This is a genomic window from Porphyrobacter sp. MBR-155 (assembly GCF_040547625.1).
GTDB lineage: Bacteria > Pseudomonadota > Alphaproteobacteria > Sphingomonadales > Sphingomonadaceae > Erythrobacter.
In genome coordinates, this window is record NZ_JBEPQB010000001.1 from 185,423 (window position 1) to 201,953 (window position 16,531).

Consider the following 16,531-nt stretch of genomic DNA (forward strand, 5'->3'; position numbering starts at 1 on the left):
CGAAGCACCGGGCGCCGAGGAACGATTAAATGCTCTATCTGCTTGCCGAGTGGCTTGGCTTCGAAGGCATCTTCAATCTGGTGCGCTACCAGAGCTTTCGCGCCGGGGCGACGCTGATGACAGCGTTGCTGATCGGCCTTGTAATCGGCCCGCGCTTCATCAACCTTTTGCGCGTGCGGCAGGGCAAGGGCCAGCCGATCCGCGAAGACGGGCCGCAAACCCATTTCGCCAAGCGCGGCACTCCCACGATGGGCGGGTTGATGATCCTGACCGCGCTGACGCTGTCGCTGCTGTTGTGGATGGATTTGGAAAGCCCGTTTGTCTGGGCCTGTCTGGCGGTGACAATCGGGTTCGGTTTCATCGGTTTCCTTGATGATTATGACAAGGTATCGAAGAACAGCCACGCAGGCGTTTCGGCGCGGGTGCGGTTGGCGCTGGAATTCGTGGTGGCCGGGGTGGCGAGCTACCTGATCGTCAGCCAGATCAACACCAACCTCTATCTGCCGTTTCTGACCGGCGTCAGCATCCCGCTCGGCCCGGCCTATTACGTGTTTGCCGCGTTTGTGATTGTGGGCGCGGGCAATGCGGTCAACCTGACCGATGGGCTGGACGGGCTGGCGATCATGCCGGTGATTATCGCTGCCGGCACCTTTGCGATCATCGCCTATCTGGTGGGACGGACTGATTTCAGCAGCTATCTTGGCATCCCGCACGTGCCCGGAGCGGGCGAGTTGGCGATTTTCTGCGCGGCGATCATGGGCGCGGGGCTGGCGTTCCTGTGGTTCAACGCGCCGCCCGCTGCGGTGTTCATGGGCGATACCGGATCGCTGGCCCTTGGCGGGGCGCTGGGCGCGATCGCGGTGGCTTCGCACCATGAAGTTGTGCTCGCCATCGTCGGCGGGCTATTCGTGCTTGAGGCGGTGTCGGTGATCGTGCAGGTGTTTTGGTTCAAGCGCACCGGCAAGCGAGTGTTCCGCATGGCCCCGATCCACCATCATTTTGAACAGCTCGGCTGGAGCGAAAGCAAGGTCGTGATCCGGTTCTGGATCATCGCTATCGTGCTCGCGATGATCGGCCTGTCGACGCTGAAGCTGCGGTAAGGGGCGATGCGCGCGTGATCACCTCCCCCGCCTTTGCCGGTCAACGCTTTGCGGTGCTGGGCCTCGCCCGATCGGGCGCTGCGGCGGCTGAGGCGTTGATGGCCAGCGGGGCAGAGGTGGTCGCGTGGGATCGGCAGGACGTGGCGCGCGCGCCGTTTGAAGGCCGTTGCCAGTTGGTCGATCCGCTGGAGCTTGACCTGACTGGGTTTGCGGGCGTGATCGTGTCGCCCGGCGTGCCATTGAACACCCATCCGATCGGGCCCCATGCGTGGCAATATGGCCTGCCGGTGATCGGCGATATCGAGCTATTTGCGATGGCACGGGCAAGCCTGCCGCCGCACAAGGTGGTCGGCATCACTGGCACCAACGGCAAATCGACTACCACCGCGCTGGTGCATCACATCCTGACCGAAGCTGGCGTGCCATCGGTTATGGGCGGCAATATTGGTGAGGCGATTCTGGCGCAGGAACCCTTGGCCGAAAAAGGCGTCTATGTGCTCGAACTGTCGAGTTTCCAGCTCGATCTCACCTTCACGCTCGATTGCGATGTCGCCGCGCTGACCAACATCACCCCCGATCACCTTGATCGCTATGCCGGGTTTGCCGCCTATGCCGCGTCCAAGGAACGCCTGTTTGCGATGCAGGAAACCGGCACCGCGCTGATCTGCGATGAGGATGCCCCGACCAGCGCGATTGCCGATCGCATCGCCGCAGCGGGCAAGCCGGTCGTGCGGGTCAAGACCGATGATCTGGCGGCCGCCGGGTTTGCCGAAGGGCGTTCGCCCTCGCTCGCCGGGCCGCATAATGCCCAGAACGCGGCGGTGGCGGTTGCCATCTGCCGCCAGCTTGGCCTGAACGATGCGACCATCGCCCACGGGCTCGCCTCCTACCGCGGCCTGCCGCACCGGATGGAGCGGGTGTGCGACGTCAATGGCGTGGTCTATATCAATGACAGCAAGGCGACCAACGCCGCCTCTGCCGCCCCGGCCTTGGCCGCGTTCACGCCCGATGCAGCCATCAATGACGGCGCGCCGCGCATCCACTGGATCGTTGGCGGCCTGCCCAAGGAAGATGGGCTGGGCGCCTGCGGTGATCACCTTGGCAATGTCGCGGCGGCCTATACCGTGGGTGAGGCTGGGCCGGTATTTGCCGACCTGCTCGAAGGGCGCGTCCGGGTTGAACGCTGCGAACTCATCAGCGAAGCCGTGCGCCGTGCTGCCGAGGCCGCGCGGCCGGGAGAGGTGGTGCTGTTGTCCCCTGCCTGCGCCAGCTATGACCAGTTCCGCGATTACGAAAAGCGCGGGCACCATTTCCGCCAGATGGTTGGTGCGATCACCGGCTGCGATACTGGCACAGGTGGCGCTGCAAGCCGGAGCCCCTTGCCATGACCGCGCCGACCTATACCGCAGCGGCGCGCGGACGCAGCAATTCGCTCACCCCGGTTTCGATCCAGCGCCGCTGGCGTGATGCCCTGCGCATCTGGTGGAGCGAAATCGACAAGGTGTTGCTGGCGCTGATCGTTACCCTGATGGCGGTCGGCATCGTCGCGGTGGCCGCCGCGTCACCTGCCAGCGCCGATCAGCTTTCGACCGCCACAGTCACGCTCGACGAATTCATGTTTTTCAAACGCCACATCGTGTTTCAGCTGATGGGCCTGACGCTGATGATCGGGTTGTCGTTTGCCAGCCGGGATCAGGCACGCCGCATCGGCATTCTGGTCGGAGCGATCATGCTGGCGCTGATGTTTCTGGTGCCGATCATCGGTGAGGAAAAAAACGGCGCGCGGCGCTGGATCAATCTGGGCATGTCGCTGCAACCGTCGGAGTTTCTCAAGCCCGGCTTTGCGATCATCTGCGCGTGGATTTTAAGCTGGCGGCTGCGCGATCCCGGCCTGCCGGTGATTCTTTATGTCAGCGCGCTGATGGCGCTTATCGCCGGATTGCTGATGTCGCAGCCCAATCTGGGAGATGCGATCCTGTTTGCGGGCATCTGGCTGGTGATGGTGTTGCTGGCGGGCATCCCCTGGCAACGCATCGGCGCAGTGATCGCACTGGGCACGGGCGCTTTGACGCTGGCCTATTTCTTCTACGACAATGCCCGCCACCGGATTGACGGGTTTCTGGGCGGCGGCACCGCGTTCGATCAGGTTGACCTAGCGCAGCGCACGCTGACAGCGGGCGGGTGGACGGGCAGCGGCTTGTGGCTCGGCATCCGCAAGATGAACCTGCCCGAAGCCCACACTGATTATATTTTCTCCGTGATTGGTGAGGAATTCGGGCTGATCATCTGCGCCCTGATCGTATTGTTATATTGCGGGTTGGTGCTGCGCGCGTTGATGCGGTTGGTGAATGAAGACAACCTGTTCGCGCTGCTCGCCGGTGCGGGGCTGATCACCCAATTCGGCGGGCAGGCCTTCATCAACATTCTGGTGAACCTCAAACTGTTCCCGTCCAAGGGGATGACTTTGCCGCTGATATCCTATGGCGGATCATCGACACTGGCGGTGTGCTTCACGCTTGGGCTATTGCTGGCGATCACCCGGCGCAATCCGTTCCTCGCTCGTGAGGGCGGCGGATTGCGCGGGTTGATCGATCGCAAGGAGGAACGCGCATGACCAGCCAGATACCGACAGGCGCGTCACGCCATTTCGTGTTGGCGGCGGGCGGCACCGGCGGGCACCTGATCCCGGCCTTCGCGCTGGCGGCAGAACTGCACGAGCGCGGGCACCACGTCGCGCTGATCACCGATGAACGCGGGGCGAATATCCCCGGCAAGCCCGATTACCTGACCGCCCACGTGTTGCCCGCAGGCCGGTTTGGCAAGAACCCGCTGGGCTGGCCTGCGGGTGTGCGTGCTGTGCTCGAAGGGCGGCGCATGGCGCTGCGGCTGTTTGACGCGTTCGAGCCTTCGGCCATCGTCGGCTTTGGTGGCTATCCCGCGCTGCCCGCACTGCTGGCGGCGACGGCGGCGGGGTTGCCGAGCGTGGTGCACGAACAGAACGCGGTGCTGGGCCGGGTCAACCGGCTGCTGGCGGGCCGGGTCGATGGAATCGCGACGTCTTATGCCAAGGTTGACCGGCTGAACCCGAAACACGCCGACAAGGTGCACCTGACCGGCAACCCGGTGCGCGCCGATGTGGGCGCTTTACGCGAACAGGATTTCCCCGCCTTTACCGAAGACAGCCTGCTGCGCATCCTTGTTACCGGCGGCAGTCAGGGCGCACGGGTCTTGTCCGAGGTCGTGCCCGATGGATTGGCGATGCTGCCCCCGGCGCTGCGTCAGCGTTTGCAAGTGACCCAGCAATGCCGCGCAGAGGATATCGACGCGGTGCGGGCGCGCTACGCCGAACATGATATTCCCGCCGAACTCGGCACCTATTTTGAAGATATGCACGAACGGCTGGCGGACGCGCATCTGTTTATCGGGCGCGCTGGCGCTTCGACCATTGCCGAGCTGACGGCGGTCGGGCGGCCCGCGATCCTGATCCCGCTGCCGATTGCGACCGACGACCATCAGGCCGCCAACACCCGCGAGATGGTCAAGGCGGGCGGAGCGCGGATGATCCGGCAGGCTGCGTTCCAGCCGAAAGAACTGGCCAAGCAGATACAGGCGATGGCGATGAACCCCGCCAGCCTCGCCAATGCGGCGCATTGTGCGTTCAATTGCGGGCGGCCCGATGCGGCGAAGGACTTGGCCGATCTGGTCGAAAGCATGAGCGGGATTGATCTGATGGACGTGATCCGGGTGGGAGAGGGCGCGCCCCGCGCCGCGCAAACCGCCACGCGCCCGCAGACCGCAACCCGCAAGGCTGCCAAGGACAGGGCCTACCCATGAAGGGTGTTGGAACCGATATCGGCACCATCCACTTCGTCGGCATCGGCGGGATCGGGATGTCCGGCATTGCCGAGGTGATGCGCAACCTTGGCTATACCGTGCAGGGCAGCGACATCGCCGAAGGGGCGAGCGTAGAACGCCTGCGCGCGCGCGGGATTACCGTGCATATCGGCCACGCGCGGGAGAATGTGGAGGGCGCGGCGGTCGTCGTCACCTCGACCGCGGTGCGCCGCACCAATCCCGAAGTTGCCGCCGCGCTGGAAAACCGCATCCCGGTGGTGCGCCGCGCGGAAATGCTGGCGGAACTGATGCGGCTCAAATCCACCGTCGCGGTGGCGGGCACGCATGGCAAAACCACCACCACCAGCATGATCGCGACCTTGCTGGATGCAGGCGGGGTCGATCCCACCGTCATCAATGGCGGGATCATCGAACAATATGGTTCGAACGCGCGGCTGGGCGATTCCGATTGGATGGTGGTTGAAGCCGACGAAAGCGATGGCAGCTTCCTGCGATTGGACGGCACCATTGCGGTCGTCACCAATATCGATCCCGAACACTTGGATCACTACGGCGATTTTGATGGGGTGAAACGCGCGTTTGTGGAGTTCATCCACAATGTCCCGTTCTACGGCGCGGCGGTCTTGTGCATCGATCACGCCGAAGTGCAAGCGGTGATCGGGCAGGTGCGCGATCGCAAGGTGGTGACTTACGGCTTCTCGCTGCAAGCCGACATCTGCGGGGTCAATGTGCGCAGCAGCGCAGGCGGGAACACCTTCGATGTGATCGTGCGTCAGCGCGGGGCGGAGGACAGGCGCATCGAAGGCGTGCACCTGCCGATGCCGGGGCGGCACAATGTCCAGAATGCACTCGCCGCGATTGCGGTGGCGATTGAAATGGGCTGCTCTGACGAAGTGATCCGCACCGGCTTTGCCCGGTTTGGCGGGGTGCGGCGGCGCTTCACCAAGGTTGGCAGCGTGGCGGTGGATGGCGGCGCGGCGACGATCATCGATGATTACGCCCACCACCCGGTTGAAATCCGCGCGGTGCTTTCCGCCGCGCGTGAGGCTGTTTCAGGCACGGAAGGCCGCGTGATCGCGGTCGCCCAGCCGCATCGCTATTCGCGGCTCAATGATCTGATGGAGGCGTTCCAGTCCTGCTTTGACGATGCCGATATCGCCTATGTCGCCCCGGTCTATTCTGCGGGTGAGGAGCCGTTGCCCGGTATCGATCACGCTGCGCTGGTCGCAGGGATGAAGGCGCGCGGGCACCGGGCGGCGCGGGTGATCGACGGAGCCGATACGCTTGCCCAAGCGCTGGCGGACGAACTCGCGCCCGGCGATATGGTTTTGTGCCTTGGCGCGGGGGATATTACCCGCTGGGCGGCGGGCCTTGCCCCGGCGATTGCCGCGAAGCGAGGCGCGGCATGAACCAGCCGGGCGATGATTATGAATATGATAGCGGCGCGGCCCCGACCTGCGCGGTTGATGGTGCGGTTGCCGCGCCCATCCCGCTCGAAGGCATTCGCGGCAAGCTGACCTGCAAGGCACCGCTTGCGCCCTATGTCTGGTTCAAGACCGGCGGCGCGGCGGACTGGTTGTTTGAACCGGCGGATCTGGATGATCTCAAGACCTTTCTCGAACGGCTTGGCGGGGAAATCCCGGTGATGGCGCTGGGCCTCGGATCAAACATGATTATCCGCGATGGCGGGGTTCCCGGCGTGGTGGTGCGGCTGGGCAAGGCGTTTGCGGGCTGCGCGGTGACGGGCGAAAACGAGCTTACCTGCGGCGGCGGGGCGAGCGGCATTCTGGTCGCCTCCACCGCGCGCGACAATGGCATTGCGGGGCTGGAGTTCCTGCGCGGCATCCCCGGTACGGTCGGCGGGTTTGTGCGCATGAACGGCGGGGCTTACGGGCGCGAGGTGGCCGATATTCTCGTCACCTGCGACGTGATTTTGCCCGATGGCGAGTTGGTGACGCTGCCGGCGGATGACCTTGGCTATACCTATCGCCATTCGGCGCTGCCTGACGGGGCGATTGTGGTTTCAGCGCGGCTGCGCGGCCACCCCGGCGATCCCAAAGAAATCGGCGCGGAGATGAACCGCATCGCCGCCGCGCGCGAAGAATCGCAGCCCTTGCGCACCAAGACCGGCGGTTCGACCTTCAAGAACCCTGCTGGCATGAAAGCGTGGCAGCTGGTCGATGAGGCCGGATGCCGGGGGTTGACGCTTGGCGGGGCGCAGGTCAGCGAAAAGCACACCAATTTCCTCATCAACACCGGCACCGCCACCAGCGCCGATATCGAAGGGCTGGGCGAATTGGTGCGTGAAAAGGTCTATGCGAACTCGGGCGTGAGCCTCGAATGGGAAATCCAGCGGGTGGGGCGGCCATGAGTTTCGACACCCCCCTCCACGTTGCAGTCCTGATGGGCGGTTGGGCGAACGAACGCGAAGTCTCGCTCTCCAGCGGCGCGGGCGTCGCCGATGCGCTGGAAAGCAAGGGCCACCGCGTCACCCGCATCGATATGGGGCGTGATGTTGCGCTGCGGCTGGCCGAGGCGAAACCCGATGTCGTGTTCAACGCACTCCACGGCGTTCCGGGCGAGGATGGCAGCGTGCAGGGGATGCTCGATCTGATGGGGCTGGCCTATACGCACTCAGGCCTCGCCACCTCGGTGATTGCGATTGACAAGCAGCTGACCAAACAGGCGCTCGTCCCCCACGGCATACCGATGCCCGGCGGGCGGATTGTCACCTGCGAGGAACTGTTCGAACGCGACCCGCTGCCGCGCCCCTATGTGCTCAAGCCCGTCAACGAAGGATCGTCGGTCGGCGTCGCCATCATCACCGAGGGTAGCAATGTCGGCAACCCGATCAGCCGCGATGCGAAAGGCCCGTGGCAGGAATTTTCCGAACTGCTCGCCGAACCCTTCATCAAGGGCCGCGAGTTGACTTCGGCGGTGATAGACAGCGCGCAAGGCCCGCGCGCGCTCGGCGTCACCGAACTCGTGATCGAAAACGGTTTCTACGATTACGAGCACAAATACACCGCCGGGCGCACGCAGCACATTTTCCCCGCGCAACTGCCGCCCGAAATCACCGCCCTTTGCGAACATTACGCGGTGCGCGCGCATCAGGTGCTGGGTTGCCACGGCACCAGCCGCACCGATTTCCGCTGGGACGACGAAGCGGGCGAGGCGGGGCTGTTCGTGCTGGAAACCAACACCCAGCCGGGGATGACCCCGCTCAGCCTCGTCCCCGAACAGGCGGCGCATTGCGGCATTCCCTATGCCGATCTGGTCGAAATGCTGGTGGCAGAGGCGCTGCGGGTGCACGCGCTGAAACAGGCAGGAGGATCGCATGGCGCAGCAGATCCGGCGTAATGGCACCACCGGGGTGCGCCGCGCCGCCAAGGCGCAGAGCCGCAGCCTGACCGCGCGCCGCGCGCAAGGGCGGGCAAGCCGGTTCCTCGATTGGCTGATGGGCCTGCTGCCGTTCACCGAAGACCAATGGAGCCGCATCTGGCTCGCTATGATCATCGGCGGCGCGGTGGGGATCGCCTTCGTTATCGCTAGCCTCGCCGGTGTGCCTGCGCTGGCCGAAGCGCAGGTGGCGCGGATTGCCGCCGATGCGGGCTTTGAAGTGCGCAACGTGCGCGTCACCGGCACGTCCCGCATGGACGAACAGCAGGTCTATGCCCGCGCGCTTGCCCAGCGCAATCAGGCGATGCCCGATGTGGATATTGCCGCCCTGCGCGCCGAATTGCGTGCACTGCCGTGGGTCGAGGACGCGCGGGTTTCAATCCAGCTGCCGCACACGCTCGCCATCGATATCGTCGAACGCACGCCCCACGCGGTGCTGGAAAAGGCCGACCGGCTGGTGTTGATCGACGCGGGCGGGGTTGAGCTTGAACCGATCAGCGCGGACAAGGCCAAGGGAATGCTGCACCTGTCCGGGCCGGGGGCTGCCAAGCAGGCCCGCAATCTGGAACAATTGATCGCCGCCGCGCCCGCGCTTGGCCCGCAGGTCGAAGCCGCCGAATGGGTCGGCAACCGCCGCTGGAACCTCACCTTCAAGACCGGGCAATTGCTCGCGCTGCCCGAAGGCGAGGTTGAGGCCGCCACTGCTCTGGTCAAATTCGCGCGGCTGGACGGGCAGAACCGCTTGCTGGGCGGCAAGGTGCTGGCCTTCGACATGCGCTCACCCCCGCGCCTGTATATGCGCCTGCCCGAAGGCGTGCGCGAAGGGCCGGTCATCGCCGCCAATGATGGAGGGGGCGAATAATGGCGTCGCGCGCTGCCCCCGCTCGCCGGCTCGCCCGCACCTTTGCGGCTGTGAATGTCGGCAGTTTCCGCATTTCTGCGATGATCATGGGCGAAACCGAAAGCGGTGAATTGCAGGTGCTGGGATCGGGCCACCGCGCCAGCGCCGGGATCAAACGCGGTTATGTCACCGATATGGAAAGCGCGACCTTCGCCATCCGCGATGCGGTGGAACGCGCCGAAAAAAGCGCCAACAGCAACGTGCGCAGCGTGTGGATCGCCTGCGCCGGGGCAGGGCTGGCGAGCAGTGTGGTCGCGGTCGATATCGAGATTGGCGGGCGGCGGATCGAGGATGAGGATGTCGAACAGCTGTTGATCCATGCGCGCGCCATGATCCAGCCTGACGGGCGCACTGTGCTGCACGCGCAGCCCGCGCATTACACGCTCGACGGCGCGCACGGGGTAGCCAATCCGCGCGGGCTCCATGCCGAACGGCTGGGGGTCGATATCCACGTGATGCTGGCCGATGGCGCGCCGGTGCGCAATCTGACCGAAGCGGTGCAGAACGCGCATCTTGAAGTTGAAGGCGTGGTTGCCGCGCCGCTGGCAGCGGGCCACGCCTGTCTGTCGGTCGAAGAACGCGAATTGGGCGTGGCGCTGGTCGAAATCGGCGCGGATGTTACCAATGTGGCGGTGTTTGCAGGCGGGATGCTGCTGGGGCTGCGGGCCTTGCCAATTGGATCGGCTGATATCACCGATGCGATAGCCAGCAGTTTCGGCATCCGCCGTTCGCAGGCGGAGCGATTGAAATGCGTCGCCGGATCGGCGGTTGCCAGCCCGGCTGATCACCGCGAACTGATCCCGGTCAGCGCGCCCGGAGAAGCAGGGGGCGAAGCCGGCGGTGACACGCCCGTCGGCCCGCTGGCGCGCGGCGCGGATGACAAGAACCGGATCGTGCGCGCCGAACTGATCTCGGTCGTCACCCAGCATCTGGAAATCCTCACAGGTGAGGTCGGCAAGGCTCTGAAGGAAATGGGATTTTCCGGCGCGCGCGCAGGGCAAGTGGTACTCACCGGCGGCGGGGCAGAAATGGCCGGGATGGCCGATTTCGTGCAGGGCGCGCTGGGGATGCCGGTGCGGCTGGGGCGACCGCCGCAGCTTGCCGGAATGCCCGAAGCGCATCACGCCCCCGGTTTTGCGACGTTGGCGGGGCTGTGCCTTTACGCCGCCGAAGACCCGGTTGATATCCGCGCAGTGGGCGCTGGGCGTGGCGGGGTCTATCGCGGTTTCGCGCGTGAAAGCGGGACGATGGCGCTTGCAACGCGGCTGTTTCGTGCGCTCAAGGAGTATTTCTGAGGTGGCTGATCATAGGTTCGCCGCGACCTGTCACCTGACCGAGCATTGTGGATAAGGCCTTCGCAGCTATAAAATGTGCAACCTTATTATGTCACAGAGGAAATAAAGTGGGGCGCGCGTCGAACATTCTGATTACCTGCGCCTGGAGGGCAAGCTGATGAGCATCAATATCGGACCTGCGGTGATCGACGATATGCGTCCGCGCATCACGGTTATCGGCATTGGCGGCGCGGGCGGAAACGCCATCGCCAACATGATCCAAGCTGAGATTGAAGGCGTCGAATTCATCGTCGCCAACACTGATGCGCAGGCGCTGAGCACCTCGCCAGCGGAACGCCGCATCCAGCTTGGCCCCGAAATCACCGGCGGCCTTGGGGCAGGTGCGCGGCCCGAAGTTGGCAAAGCCGCTGCTGAGGAAACCGTTGCCGAAGTCGAAAGGGCGCTCGAAGGCGTCAACATGTGCTTCATCGCGGCGGGCATGGGCGGGGGCACCGGCACCGGGGCCGCGCCGGTCATCGCCGAAGCCGCGCGCCGCATGGGCGTGCTGACAGTAGGCGTCGTCACCAAACCGTTCCTGTTCGAAGGCACGCGCCGGATGCGCGCCGCCGAAGCCGGGATTGCCGAACTGCAAGACCATGTCGACACGCTGATCGTCATCCCCAACCAGAACCTGTTTCTGGTCGCCAAGGCTGAAACCACTTTCAAGGAAGCGTTCCAGCTTGCTGACGAAGTGCTGCAGCAGGGCGTGCGCTCGATCACCGATCTGATGGTGATGCCGGGCCTCATCAACCTCGATTTTGCCGACGTGCGATCGGTCATGAGCGAGATGGGCAAGGCGATGATGGGCACGGGTGAGGGTGAGGGAGAAAACCGCGCGCTCGAAGCCGCCGAACAGGCGATCGCCAATCCGCTGCTCGACGGGGTGAGCATGGCCGGTGCCAAGGGCGTCATCATCTCGATCATCGGCGGCGAGGATATGCGCCTGCTCGAAGTCGACGAGGCCGCTAACCACATCCGCGAACTGGTTGATGAAGATGCCAACATCATCTGGGGCAGCGCCTTCAATCCCGATCTGCAGGGCAAGATCCGCGTTTCGGTGGTCGCCACCGGGATCGAACAGAGCGCCGCTGGTGCGGTTGAACGTTCGCAGCCGGTATCGCTCGGCGTTTCGCGCGCGCCCAAGCGACCGGTGCTGGAACTGTCCGAAGACGATGGGCTGATGGAACTGCCGTCCGAAGAGACCGAACAGCCTGCCGCCGCTGCTCCTGTCATCCCCGCGTTTGAACTGACCCCGCCCGAAATGTCGCCTGCGGCTTATTCGGATGAGGACGGGGACGAGGATGAGGCGCTGGAGCTTGCCGATGAGGCAGAGGAGCAACCGGCAGTTGCTGCGCCGTTTGATCTTAGCGGGATGCAGGAATCAGATGGTTACGCCGATGAATATGATGACGATGTCGATGGCATTGTCGATCCGCTCGCCGGACTTCGCAGCGATGAAGATGAGGGCCTTGGCTCCGATTCGTCCCAAGCCGCCCCGGCGGTATCGGGCGAAGATGATGACGCGCTTGAACTCGGCGAAGAATACGCACCCTACACCGATGCAGAGGACGAACCCGATGCAAGGGGCGGGCCGGTGCAGGATGATCTGCTTGCCAATGCCGACCGGCTGGCCGCCGAAAACCGCCCGGTCGAAGCGAAGCTGGGCGGCAATCGTCGGCGCTCGCTGCTTGGCGGTGCGGACGGTGATGGCGGCGATGCCGGTGCGGCTTCCAATGCTGGCAGCACTTTGTTTGAACGCATGGCCAACCTGTCGCGCAGCACCGCGCGCGATGACGATGATGATGGCGACGATGATGGCCCCGCGCTCAGCATCCCGCGTTTCCTCGGGCGGCAGAATAACCAGTAACCGTTGCCAGCCAGCAATTGCCGCAGGAATGCGCCCGGCGATCCATCCGGCGTATTGGCGGTGCCATTCGCCGCTTAGGCAGGCTGATGGCTCTGGCGGGCGACGGTTGGTCGGCTAAATGCAACTGATGAAAGCTGGTTTCCTTGGTTTTGCCCCGCTGACGCTGACGTTGGCGGCGGTCGCCGTGCCGTTCGTCGCATCCCCCGCAGCGGCGCAGGATGTGATCGCGCGCGAAGTGGTGCAGCCACTGCCTTCGCCCGAAGTCCAGCGCCTGAACCGCGCATTGGTCGCGCTGTCCAAGGCCCCGCGTGACCGCGATACCTTGGTTGAGGCCGGGGCGGCGGCGATGGGCGTTGATGATCTTGACGCCGCGATAGGGTTCTTTGGCCGGGCGGCGGAACTTGACCCCAACCATCCGCGTGTGGCGCAGGGGTTGGCTGGGGTTTACCTGCGATCAGGCCGCGCTGGTGAGGCTTTGGTGCAGTTTGAACGGGCGCTGGCGGCGGGGGTGCCGGCGCGTGAGGTGCTCACCGATCAGGCGCTGACGCTTGATCTGGTGGGGGAACAGGCGGCGGCGCAGGCGGCCTATACGCGCGCGCTGGAACTCGATCCGGCGAATGACGAGGCCCGCCGCAGGCTCGCGATCAGCCATGCGATTGCGGGCAACCGTGTGCAGTTTGAAGAAGCCTTGCGCCCGCTGATCGGCAATCGTGATATGGCGGCGCAGCGTGCCCGTGCCTTCGGTCTTGCGATCCTGGGCGATAGCGACCGCACGGCGGCGATTGTCGAACAGATCATGCCGCGCGATATGGCGACCCGGCTGGTGCCCTATCTCGGCTATATGCCGCGCCTGACCAAGCCGCAGCAAGCCGCCGCCGCCAACCTCGGCATTTTCCCGCGCGCTGCTGACATTGGCCGTGATGATCCACGTCTGGCCCGGTTCGCGGCAGAAGAACGCGCCGATAGCAGGCTTGCCCCGGCAGGCCCGCCGCTCGATGCGCGCACAAGGCCGCCGTCAACGCTCGCAGAACTCGTGCCGCCCGCTCCTGCCCCGGTTAAGCCTCCGGTCGCGGTGCCTGCGCCAACGCCAACGCCCGCCCCTGACCCCGCTCCCGCGCCAGCGCCGCCCCCTGCTCCACCTGCGCGGGTGGCCGATGCCTTTGCTGATCTCAGCAGCGCGGCGTTGCCCGATGCGCGGGTTGGCGGCGATGCGGTTGACCTCAGCCGTATCACCGTCAAGCGCGAAGCCCCGCCGCCGCCGCCTGAAAAGCCCAAGCCCAAAGAGCCGGTCAAACCCGTCCATCCTAGCCGCGTGTGGGTGCAGGTTGCAACCGGCCGGAACGCCAAGGCGCTGGGGTTCGATTGGCGCCGCATTTCGCGCGGCGGCGGCGATACGCTGGCCAAGCTGAAACCGCACACCACCCCTTGGGGTGAGGCGCACCGCCTGCTGGCCGGGCCGGTCGACACCCGCGAAAAGGCGCAGGCAATGGTGCGCGAGCTTAAGGGCAAGGGGATCGACAGCTTCCTCTATGTCAGCCCGGAAGGTGAAGAAATTCAGCTGGTTAAATAGTAATTTCCGGCTCTCCCCCACTTTCTTTGCACAGGCTTTGCACAGCTCTATCCGGTTCTCCCCAGCCACTGGGCGATGGCGCATTGCCAACCCCCGCGGTCGGCGTCCAAACGTGCTTCGGACGGCGTGATCGTGCCTTCCCCCCAAGCGAAAGAGCGCCGATGAGAGTGAGCAATATGGAATATTCCGCCGAGGACGATGCCGCCCCCGTCGAAATGCTCGCCAACCTGTTCGCAGCGCGTGGCTGGCCGTATGAGATGGTTTCCGACGACGAAATGAGCGGCGAGGTGCAGGGCAGCTGGACCAATTACCAGCTGCGCGCGATCTGGCGCGCTGAAGACAGTGTGCTGCAATTCCTGTGCCTGCCCGATATCCGCGTCACCGATGACAAGCGCGCGTCCGCCTATGAATTGCTGTGTCTGGTCAACGAACAGATGTGGCTGGGGCATTTCGATATCTGGTCGAACGGCGATGTGCTGCTGTATCGCCACGGCGCGTTGCTGGGCGATGACGGGCGGCTGAGCCTCGACATGGCGCAGGCGCTGGTCGAATGCGCGATCGACGAATGCGACCGGTTCTACCCGGCGTTCCAGTTTGTGCTGTGGGGCGACAAGACCCCGCGCGCGGCGCTGGAGGCGGCAATGGTTGACGCGGCGGGCGAGGCCTGAGAGGTTCGACCTCATATGATAAACCAACTTCTCATTATCGGATGCGGCAATATGGGCGGGGCCATGCTTGCCGGGTGGCTGGCGGCGGGGGCTGACCCTGCGCGGTTTGCGCTGCTCGACCCCGGCCTGCCCGCTGCGCCCGATGGCGTAACACTTTATCGCAGCGCCGATGATGCCGCAGCGGCGGGCGCGCATGACGCGGTGATGCTGGGGTTCAAACCGCAGCAATTGGGCGCGCTTGCGCCGGGATTGCAGCGACTGACCGGCAGCGGCGTTACGGTGTGTTCGCTGCTCGCCGGGATGACCTTGGCGCAGCTGGCGCAGGCGTTTCCCGATGCGGGCGGCCATGTGCGGGTGATGCCCAATCTGGCGGCGCGGATCAACAAATCGCCGGTCATCCTGCTCGAACAGGGCTTGGATGAAGCCGCCCGCACCGATCTGTTTGCACTGTATGACCTGCTCGGCAGTGCCGTGTGGCTGGACGATGAGGCGCAATTCGATCTCGTCACCGCGCTGGCCGGGTCGGGGCCGGGCTTTGTCTATCGCTTTATCGATGCGCTGGCGGGCGCGGCGATCGATCTGGGGCTGGATGCCGATACGGCTGCGCAGCTTGCGCTCGCCACGGTTGACGGCGCAGCGACGCTTGCCGCCGCAGCCGATGTCAGCCCCGCCGCGCTGGCCGACCGGGTGGCAAGCCCCGGCGGGATGACCCGCGAAGGGATGAATGTGCTCGACAATGGTGATGCCTTGCGGCGGTTGTTGGCCGAAACCTTGCGCGCCACCCGCGACAAGGGCGCGGCGCTTTCCAAGGGCGATTAACATTAACGCCCGTTAAGATGAATGAAGTGCATAGTTTGCAATCCGGTTTCGCTTGAAAAGCGCACAGGAAAGCCCGATATTGCCGATCATGGAGAGCGCGACGTTTCGCGCTTTGATTGCAAGGATTAGAGGTTTCGCAATGGCTGACTGGAAAGACACCTCGCGCGATGCGCAGCGGTTGAGCTCCGTGCCCCGCGCGGGCGGCGATGTTGCCGGCCGTGCAGGGTATGATGAGGGCCTGCGCTCATACATGCTCTCGATTTACAATTACATGACCTCGGCGGTGCTGCTGACCGGGATCGTGGCTCTGGTGGCTGCCAGCAGCGGCTTTGCCGCCGCGATGGCGGGCACTCCGTTGATGTGGGTGGTGATGCTTGCCCCGCTCGGCTTTGTGCTGGCGATGAGCTTTGGCTTGCACAAGATGAGCCGGGCGACGCTGAACATCCTGTTCTGGTCATACGCGGCCGTGATGGGCCTGTCGCTGTCAACGATCTTCCTGGTCTTCACCGGGGAATCGATCGCCGTGACCTTCTTCGCGACGGCGGGTGCCTTTGCCGGTCTCAGCCTGTGGGGTTATACCACCAAAAAGAACCTGTCCGGCTGGGGCAGCTTCCTGATTATGGGGGTGATTGGCCTTATTATCGCCAGCGTCGTCAACCTGTTCCTGCAGTCGGGCGCGATGTCGTTCGTGATCAGCGGGCTGGGCGTGCTGATTTTTGCGGGCCTCACCGCCTATGATACGCAGCGGCTGAAAATGCAGTACGAACATCTGCGCGGCACCCAGTTCATGGGCAAGGCCGTGATCATGGGCGCGCTGACGCTGTATCTCGACTTCATCAACATGTTCATGTTCCTGCTGCAGTTCCTCGGCAATCGCGAGTAGCCGCTAGTTCCGGGTCAAAACCTGACGCGGACGCTGAATATCCGATGCCCGGAACCTTTCGTCAGGTTCCGGGCATTTGCTTTGTTGCGTGACGCCGCTATCTCGCGCACTTCAGCTTTGAGCAAGCTGGCGGGC

At 64.4% G+C, this 16,531-nt stretch carries 14 protein-coding genes; all 14 read left to right on the forward strand.

What is annotated here, in order from left to right:
* Window positions 1–29: 29 nt before the first annotated feature.
* The 14 genes from mraY (at window position 30) to ABIE62_RS00935 (ending at window position 16,396) form a co-directional block, all read left to right on the forward strand.
* Window positions 30–1,100, forward strand: a complete 1,071-nt coding sequence (gene mraY / locus ABIE62_RS00870) for a phospho-N-acetylmuramoyl-pentapeptide-transferase (RefSeq protein ID WP_354322752.1) — start codon at window positions 30–32, stop codon at window positions 1,098–1,100.
* 14 nt (window positions 1,101–1,114) lie between these two features.
* Window positions 1,115–2,488, forward strand: a complete 1,374-nt coding sequence (gene murD / locus ABIE62_RS00875) for a UDP-N-acetylmuramoyl-L-alanine--D-glutamate ligase (RefSeq protein ID WP_354322753.1) — start codon at window positions 1,115–1,117, stop codon at window positions 2,486–2,488.
* On the forward strand, window positions 2,485–3,714 hold the full coding sequence (locus ABIE62_RS00880) for an FtsW/RodA/SpoVE family cell cycle protein (protein WP_354322755.1): 1,230 nt from the start codon (window positions 2,485–2,487) through the stop codon (window positions 3,712–3,714). Before murD ends, ABIE62_RS00880 begins: the two co-directional genes overlap by 4 nt.
* Window positions 3,711–4,934 carry an undecaprenyldiphospho-muramoylpentapeptide beta-N-acetylglucosaminyltransferase gene (gene murG / locus ABIE62_RS00885; protein ID WP_354322757.1) on the forward strand — a complete coding sequence of 408 codons (1,224 nt, stop codon included), beginning with the start codon at window positions 3,711–3,713 and terminating at the stop codon, window positions 4,932–4,934. The genes ABIE62_RS00880 and murG overlap by 4 nt, the downstream gene beginning before the upstream one ends.
* On the forward strand, window positions 4,931–6,364 hold the full coding sequence (gene murC, locus ABIE62_RS00890; RefSeq protein ID WP_354322758.1) for a UDP-N-acetylmuramate--L-alanine ligase: 1,434 nt from the start codon (window positions 4,931–4,933) through the stop codon (window positions 6,362–6,364). The genes murG and murC overlap by 4 nt, the downstream gene beginning before the upstream one ends.
* Window positions 6,361–7,326 carry a UDP-N-acetylmuramate dehydrogenase gene (gene murB, locus ABIE62_RS00895; protein WP_354322760.1) on the forward strand — a complete coding sequence of 322 codons (966 nt, stop codon included), beginning with the start codon at window positions 6,361–6,363 and terminating at the stop codon, window positions 7,324–7,326. Before murC ends, murB begins: the two co-directional genes overlap by 4 nt.
* Window positions 7,323–8,315 (forward strand): D-alanine--D-alanine ligase, encoded by a 993-nt coding sequence (locus tag ABIE62_RS00900; protein WP_354322761.1) that lies wholly within the window; start codon window positions 7,323–7,325, stop codon window positions 8,313–8,315. Before murB ends, ABIE62_RS00900 begins: the two co-directional genes overlap by 4 nt.
* The gene (locus ABIE62_RS00905) at window positions 8,293–9,216 is read left to right on the forward strand and encodes a cell division protein FtsQ/DivIB (RefSeq protein ID WP_354322763.1); all 924 of its coding nucleotides are present in this window, start codon (window positions 8,293–8,295) and stop codon (window positions 9,214–9,216) included. Before ABIE62_RS00900 ends, ABIE62_RS00905 begins: the two co-directional genes overlap by 23 nt.
* Window positions 9,216–10,550, forward strand: coding sequence for a cell division protein FtsA (ftsA, locus tag ABIE62_RS00910; RefSeq protein WP_354322764.1), 1,335 nt, complete (start codon window positions 9,216–9,218; stop codon window positions 10,548–10,550). Before ABIE62_RS00905 ends, ftsA begins: the two co-directional genes overlap by 1 nt.
* A 157-nt stretch (window positions 10,551–10,707) precedes the next feature.
* Window positions 10,708–12,456: a cell division protein FtsZ gene (gene ftsZ, locus ABIE62_RS00915; RefSeq protein WP_354322766.1), complete on the forward strand. Its 1,749-nt coding sequence runs from the start codon at window positions 10,708–10,710 to the stop codon at window positions 12,454–12,456.
* A 127-nt stretch (window positions 12,457–12,583) separates the two neighbouring features.
* Window positions 12,584–14,026: an SPOR domain-containing protein gene (locus ABIE62_RS00920; RefSeq protein WP_354322767.1), complete on the forward strand. Its 1,443-nt coding sequence runs from the start codon at window positions 12,584–12,586 to the stop codon at window positions 14,024–14,026.
* 161 nt (window positions 14,027–14,187) lie between these two features.
* Window positions 14,188–14,694, forward strand: coding sequence for a type III secretion system chaperone family protein (locus ABIE62_RS00925; protein WP_454184763.1), 507 nt, complete (start codon window positions 14,188–14,190; stop codon window positions 14,692–14,694).
* Window positions 14,695–14,709: 15 nt separating this feature from the next.
* Window positions 14,710–15,513, forward strand: a complete 804-nt coding sequence (locus ABIE62_RS00930; RefSeq protein ID WP_354322769.1) for a pyrroline-5-carboxylate reductase family protein — start codon at window positions 14,710–14,712, stop codon at window positions 15,511–15,513.
* Window positions 15,514–15,652: 139 nt separating this feature from the next.
* On the forward strand, window positions 15,653–16,396 hold the full coding sequence (locus ABIE62_RS00935; RefSeq protein WP_354322770.1) for a Bax inhibitor-1/YccA family protein: 744 nt from the start codon (window positions 15,653–15,655) through the stop codon (window positions 16,394–16,396).
* Window positions 16,397–16,531 lie beyond the last annotated feature (135 nt).

Bases quoted from the DNA above. Each gene is read 5' to 3' on its own strand.
- mraY (WP_354322752.1), top strand. From the start codon at position 30: ATGCTCTATCTGCTTGCCGAGTGGCTTGGCTTCGAAGGCATCTTCAAT.
- ABIE62_RS00880 (WP_354322755.1), top strand. From the start codon at position 2,485: ATGACCGCGCCGACCTATACCGCAGCGGCGCGCGGACGCAGCAATTCG.
- murG (WP_354322757.1), top strand. From the start codon at position 3,711: ATGACCAGCCAGATACCGACAGGCGCGTCACGCCATTTCGTGTTGGCG.
- murC (WP_354322758.1), top strand. From the start codon at position 4,931: ATGAAGGGTGTTGGAACCGATATCGGCACCATCCACTTCGTCGGCATC.
- murB (WP_354322760.1), top strand. From the start codon at position 6,361: ATGAACCAGCCGGGCGATGATTATGAATATGATAGCGGCGCGGCCCCG.
- ABIE62_RS00900 (WP_354322761.1), top strand. From the start codon at position 7,323: ATGAGTTTCGACACCCCCCTCCACGTTGCAGTCCTGATGGGCGGTTGG.
- ABIE62_RS00905 (WP_354322763.1), top strand. From the start codon at position 8,293: ATGGCGCAGCAGATCCGGCGTAATGGCACCACCGGGGTGCGCCGCGCC.
- ftsA (WP_354322764.1), top strand. From the start codon at position 9,216: ATGGCGTCGCGCGCTGCCCCCGCTCGCCGGCTCGCCCGCACCTTTGCG.
- ftsZ (WP_354322766.1), top strand. From the start codon at position 10,708: ATGAGCATCAATATCGGACCTGCGGTGATCGACGATATGCGTCCGCGC.
- ABIE62_RS00920 (WP_354322767.1), top strand. From the start codon at position 12,584: ATGAAAGCTGGTTTCCTTGGTTTTGCCCCGCTGACGCTGACGTTGGCG.
- ABIE62_RS00925 (WP_454184763.1), top strand. From the start codon at position 14,188: ATGAGAGTGAGCAATATGGAATATTCCGCCGAGGACGATGCCGCCCCC.
- ABIE62_RS00930 (WP_354322769.1), top strand. From the start codon at position 14,710: ATGATAAACCAACTTCTCATTATCGGATGCGGCAATATGGGCGGGGCC.
- ABIE62_RS00935 (WP_354322770.1), top strand. From the start codon at position 15,653: ATGGCTGACTGGAAAGACACCTCGCGCGATGCGCAGCGGTTGAGCTCC.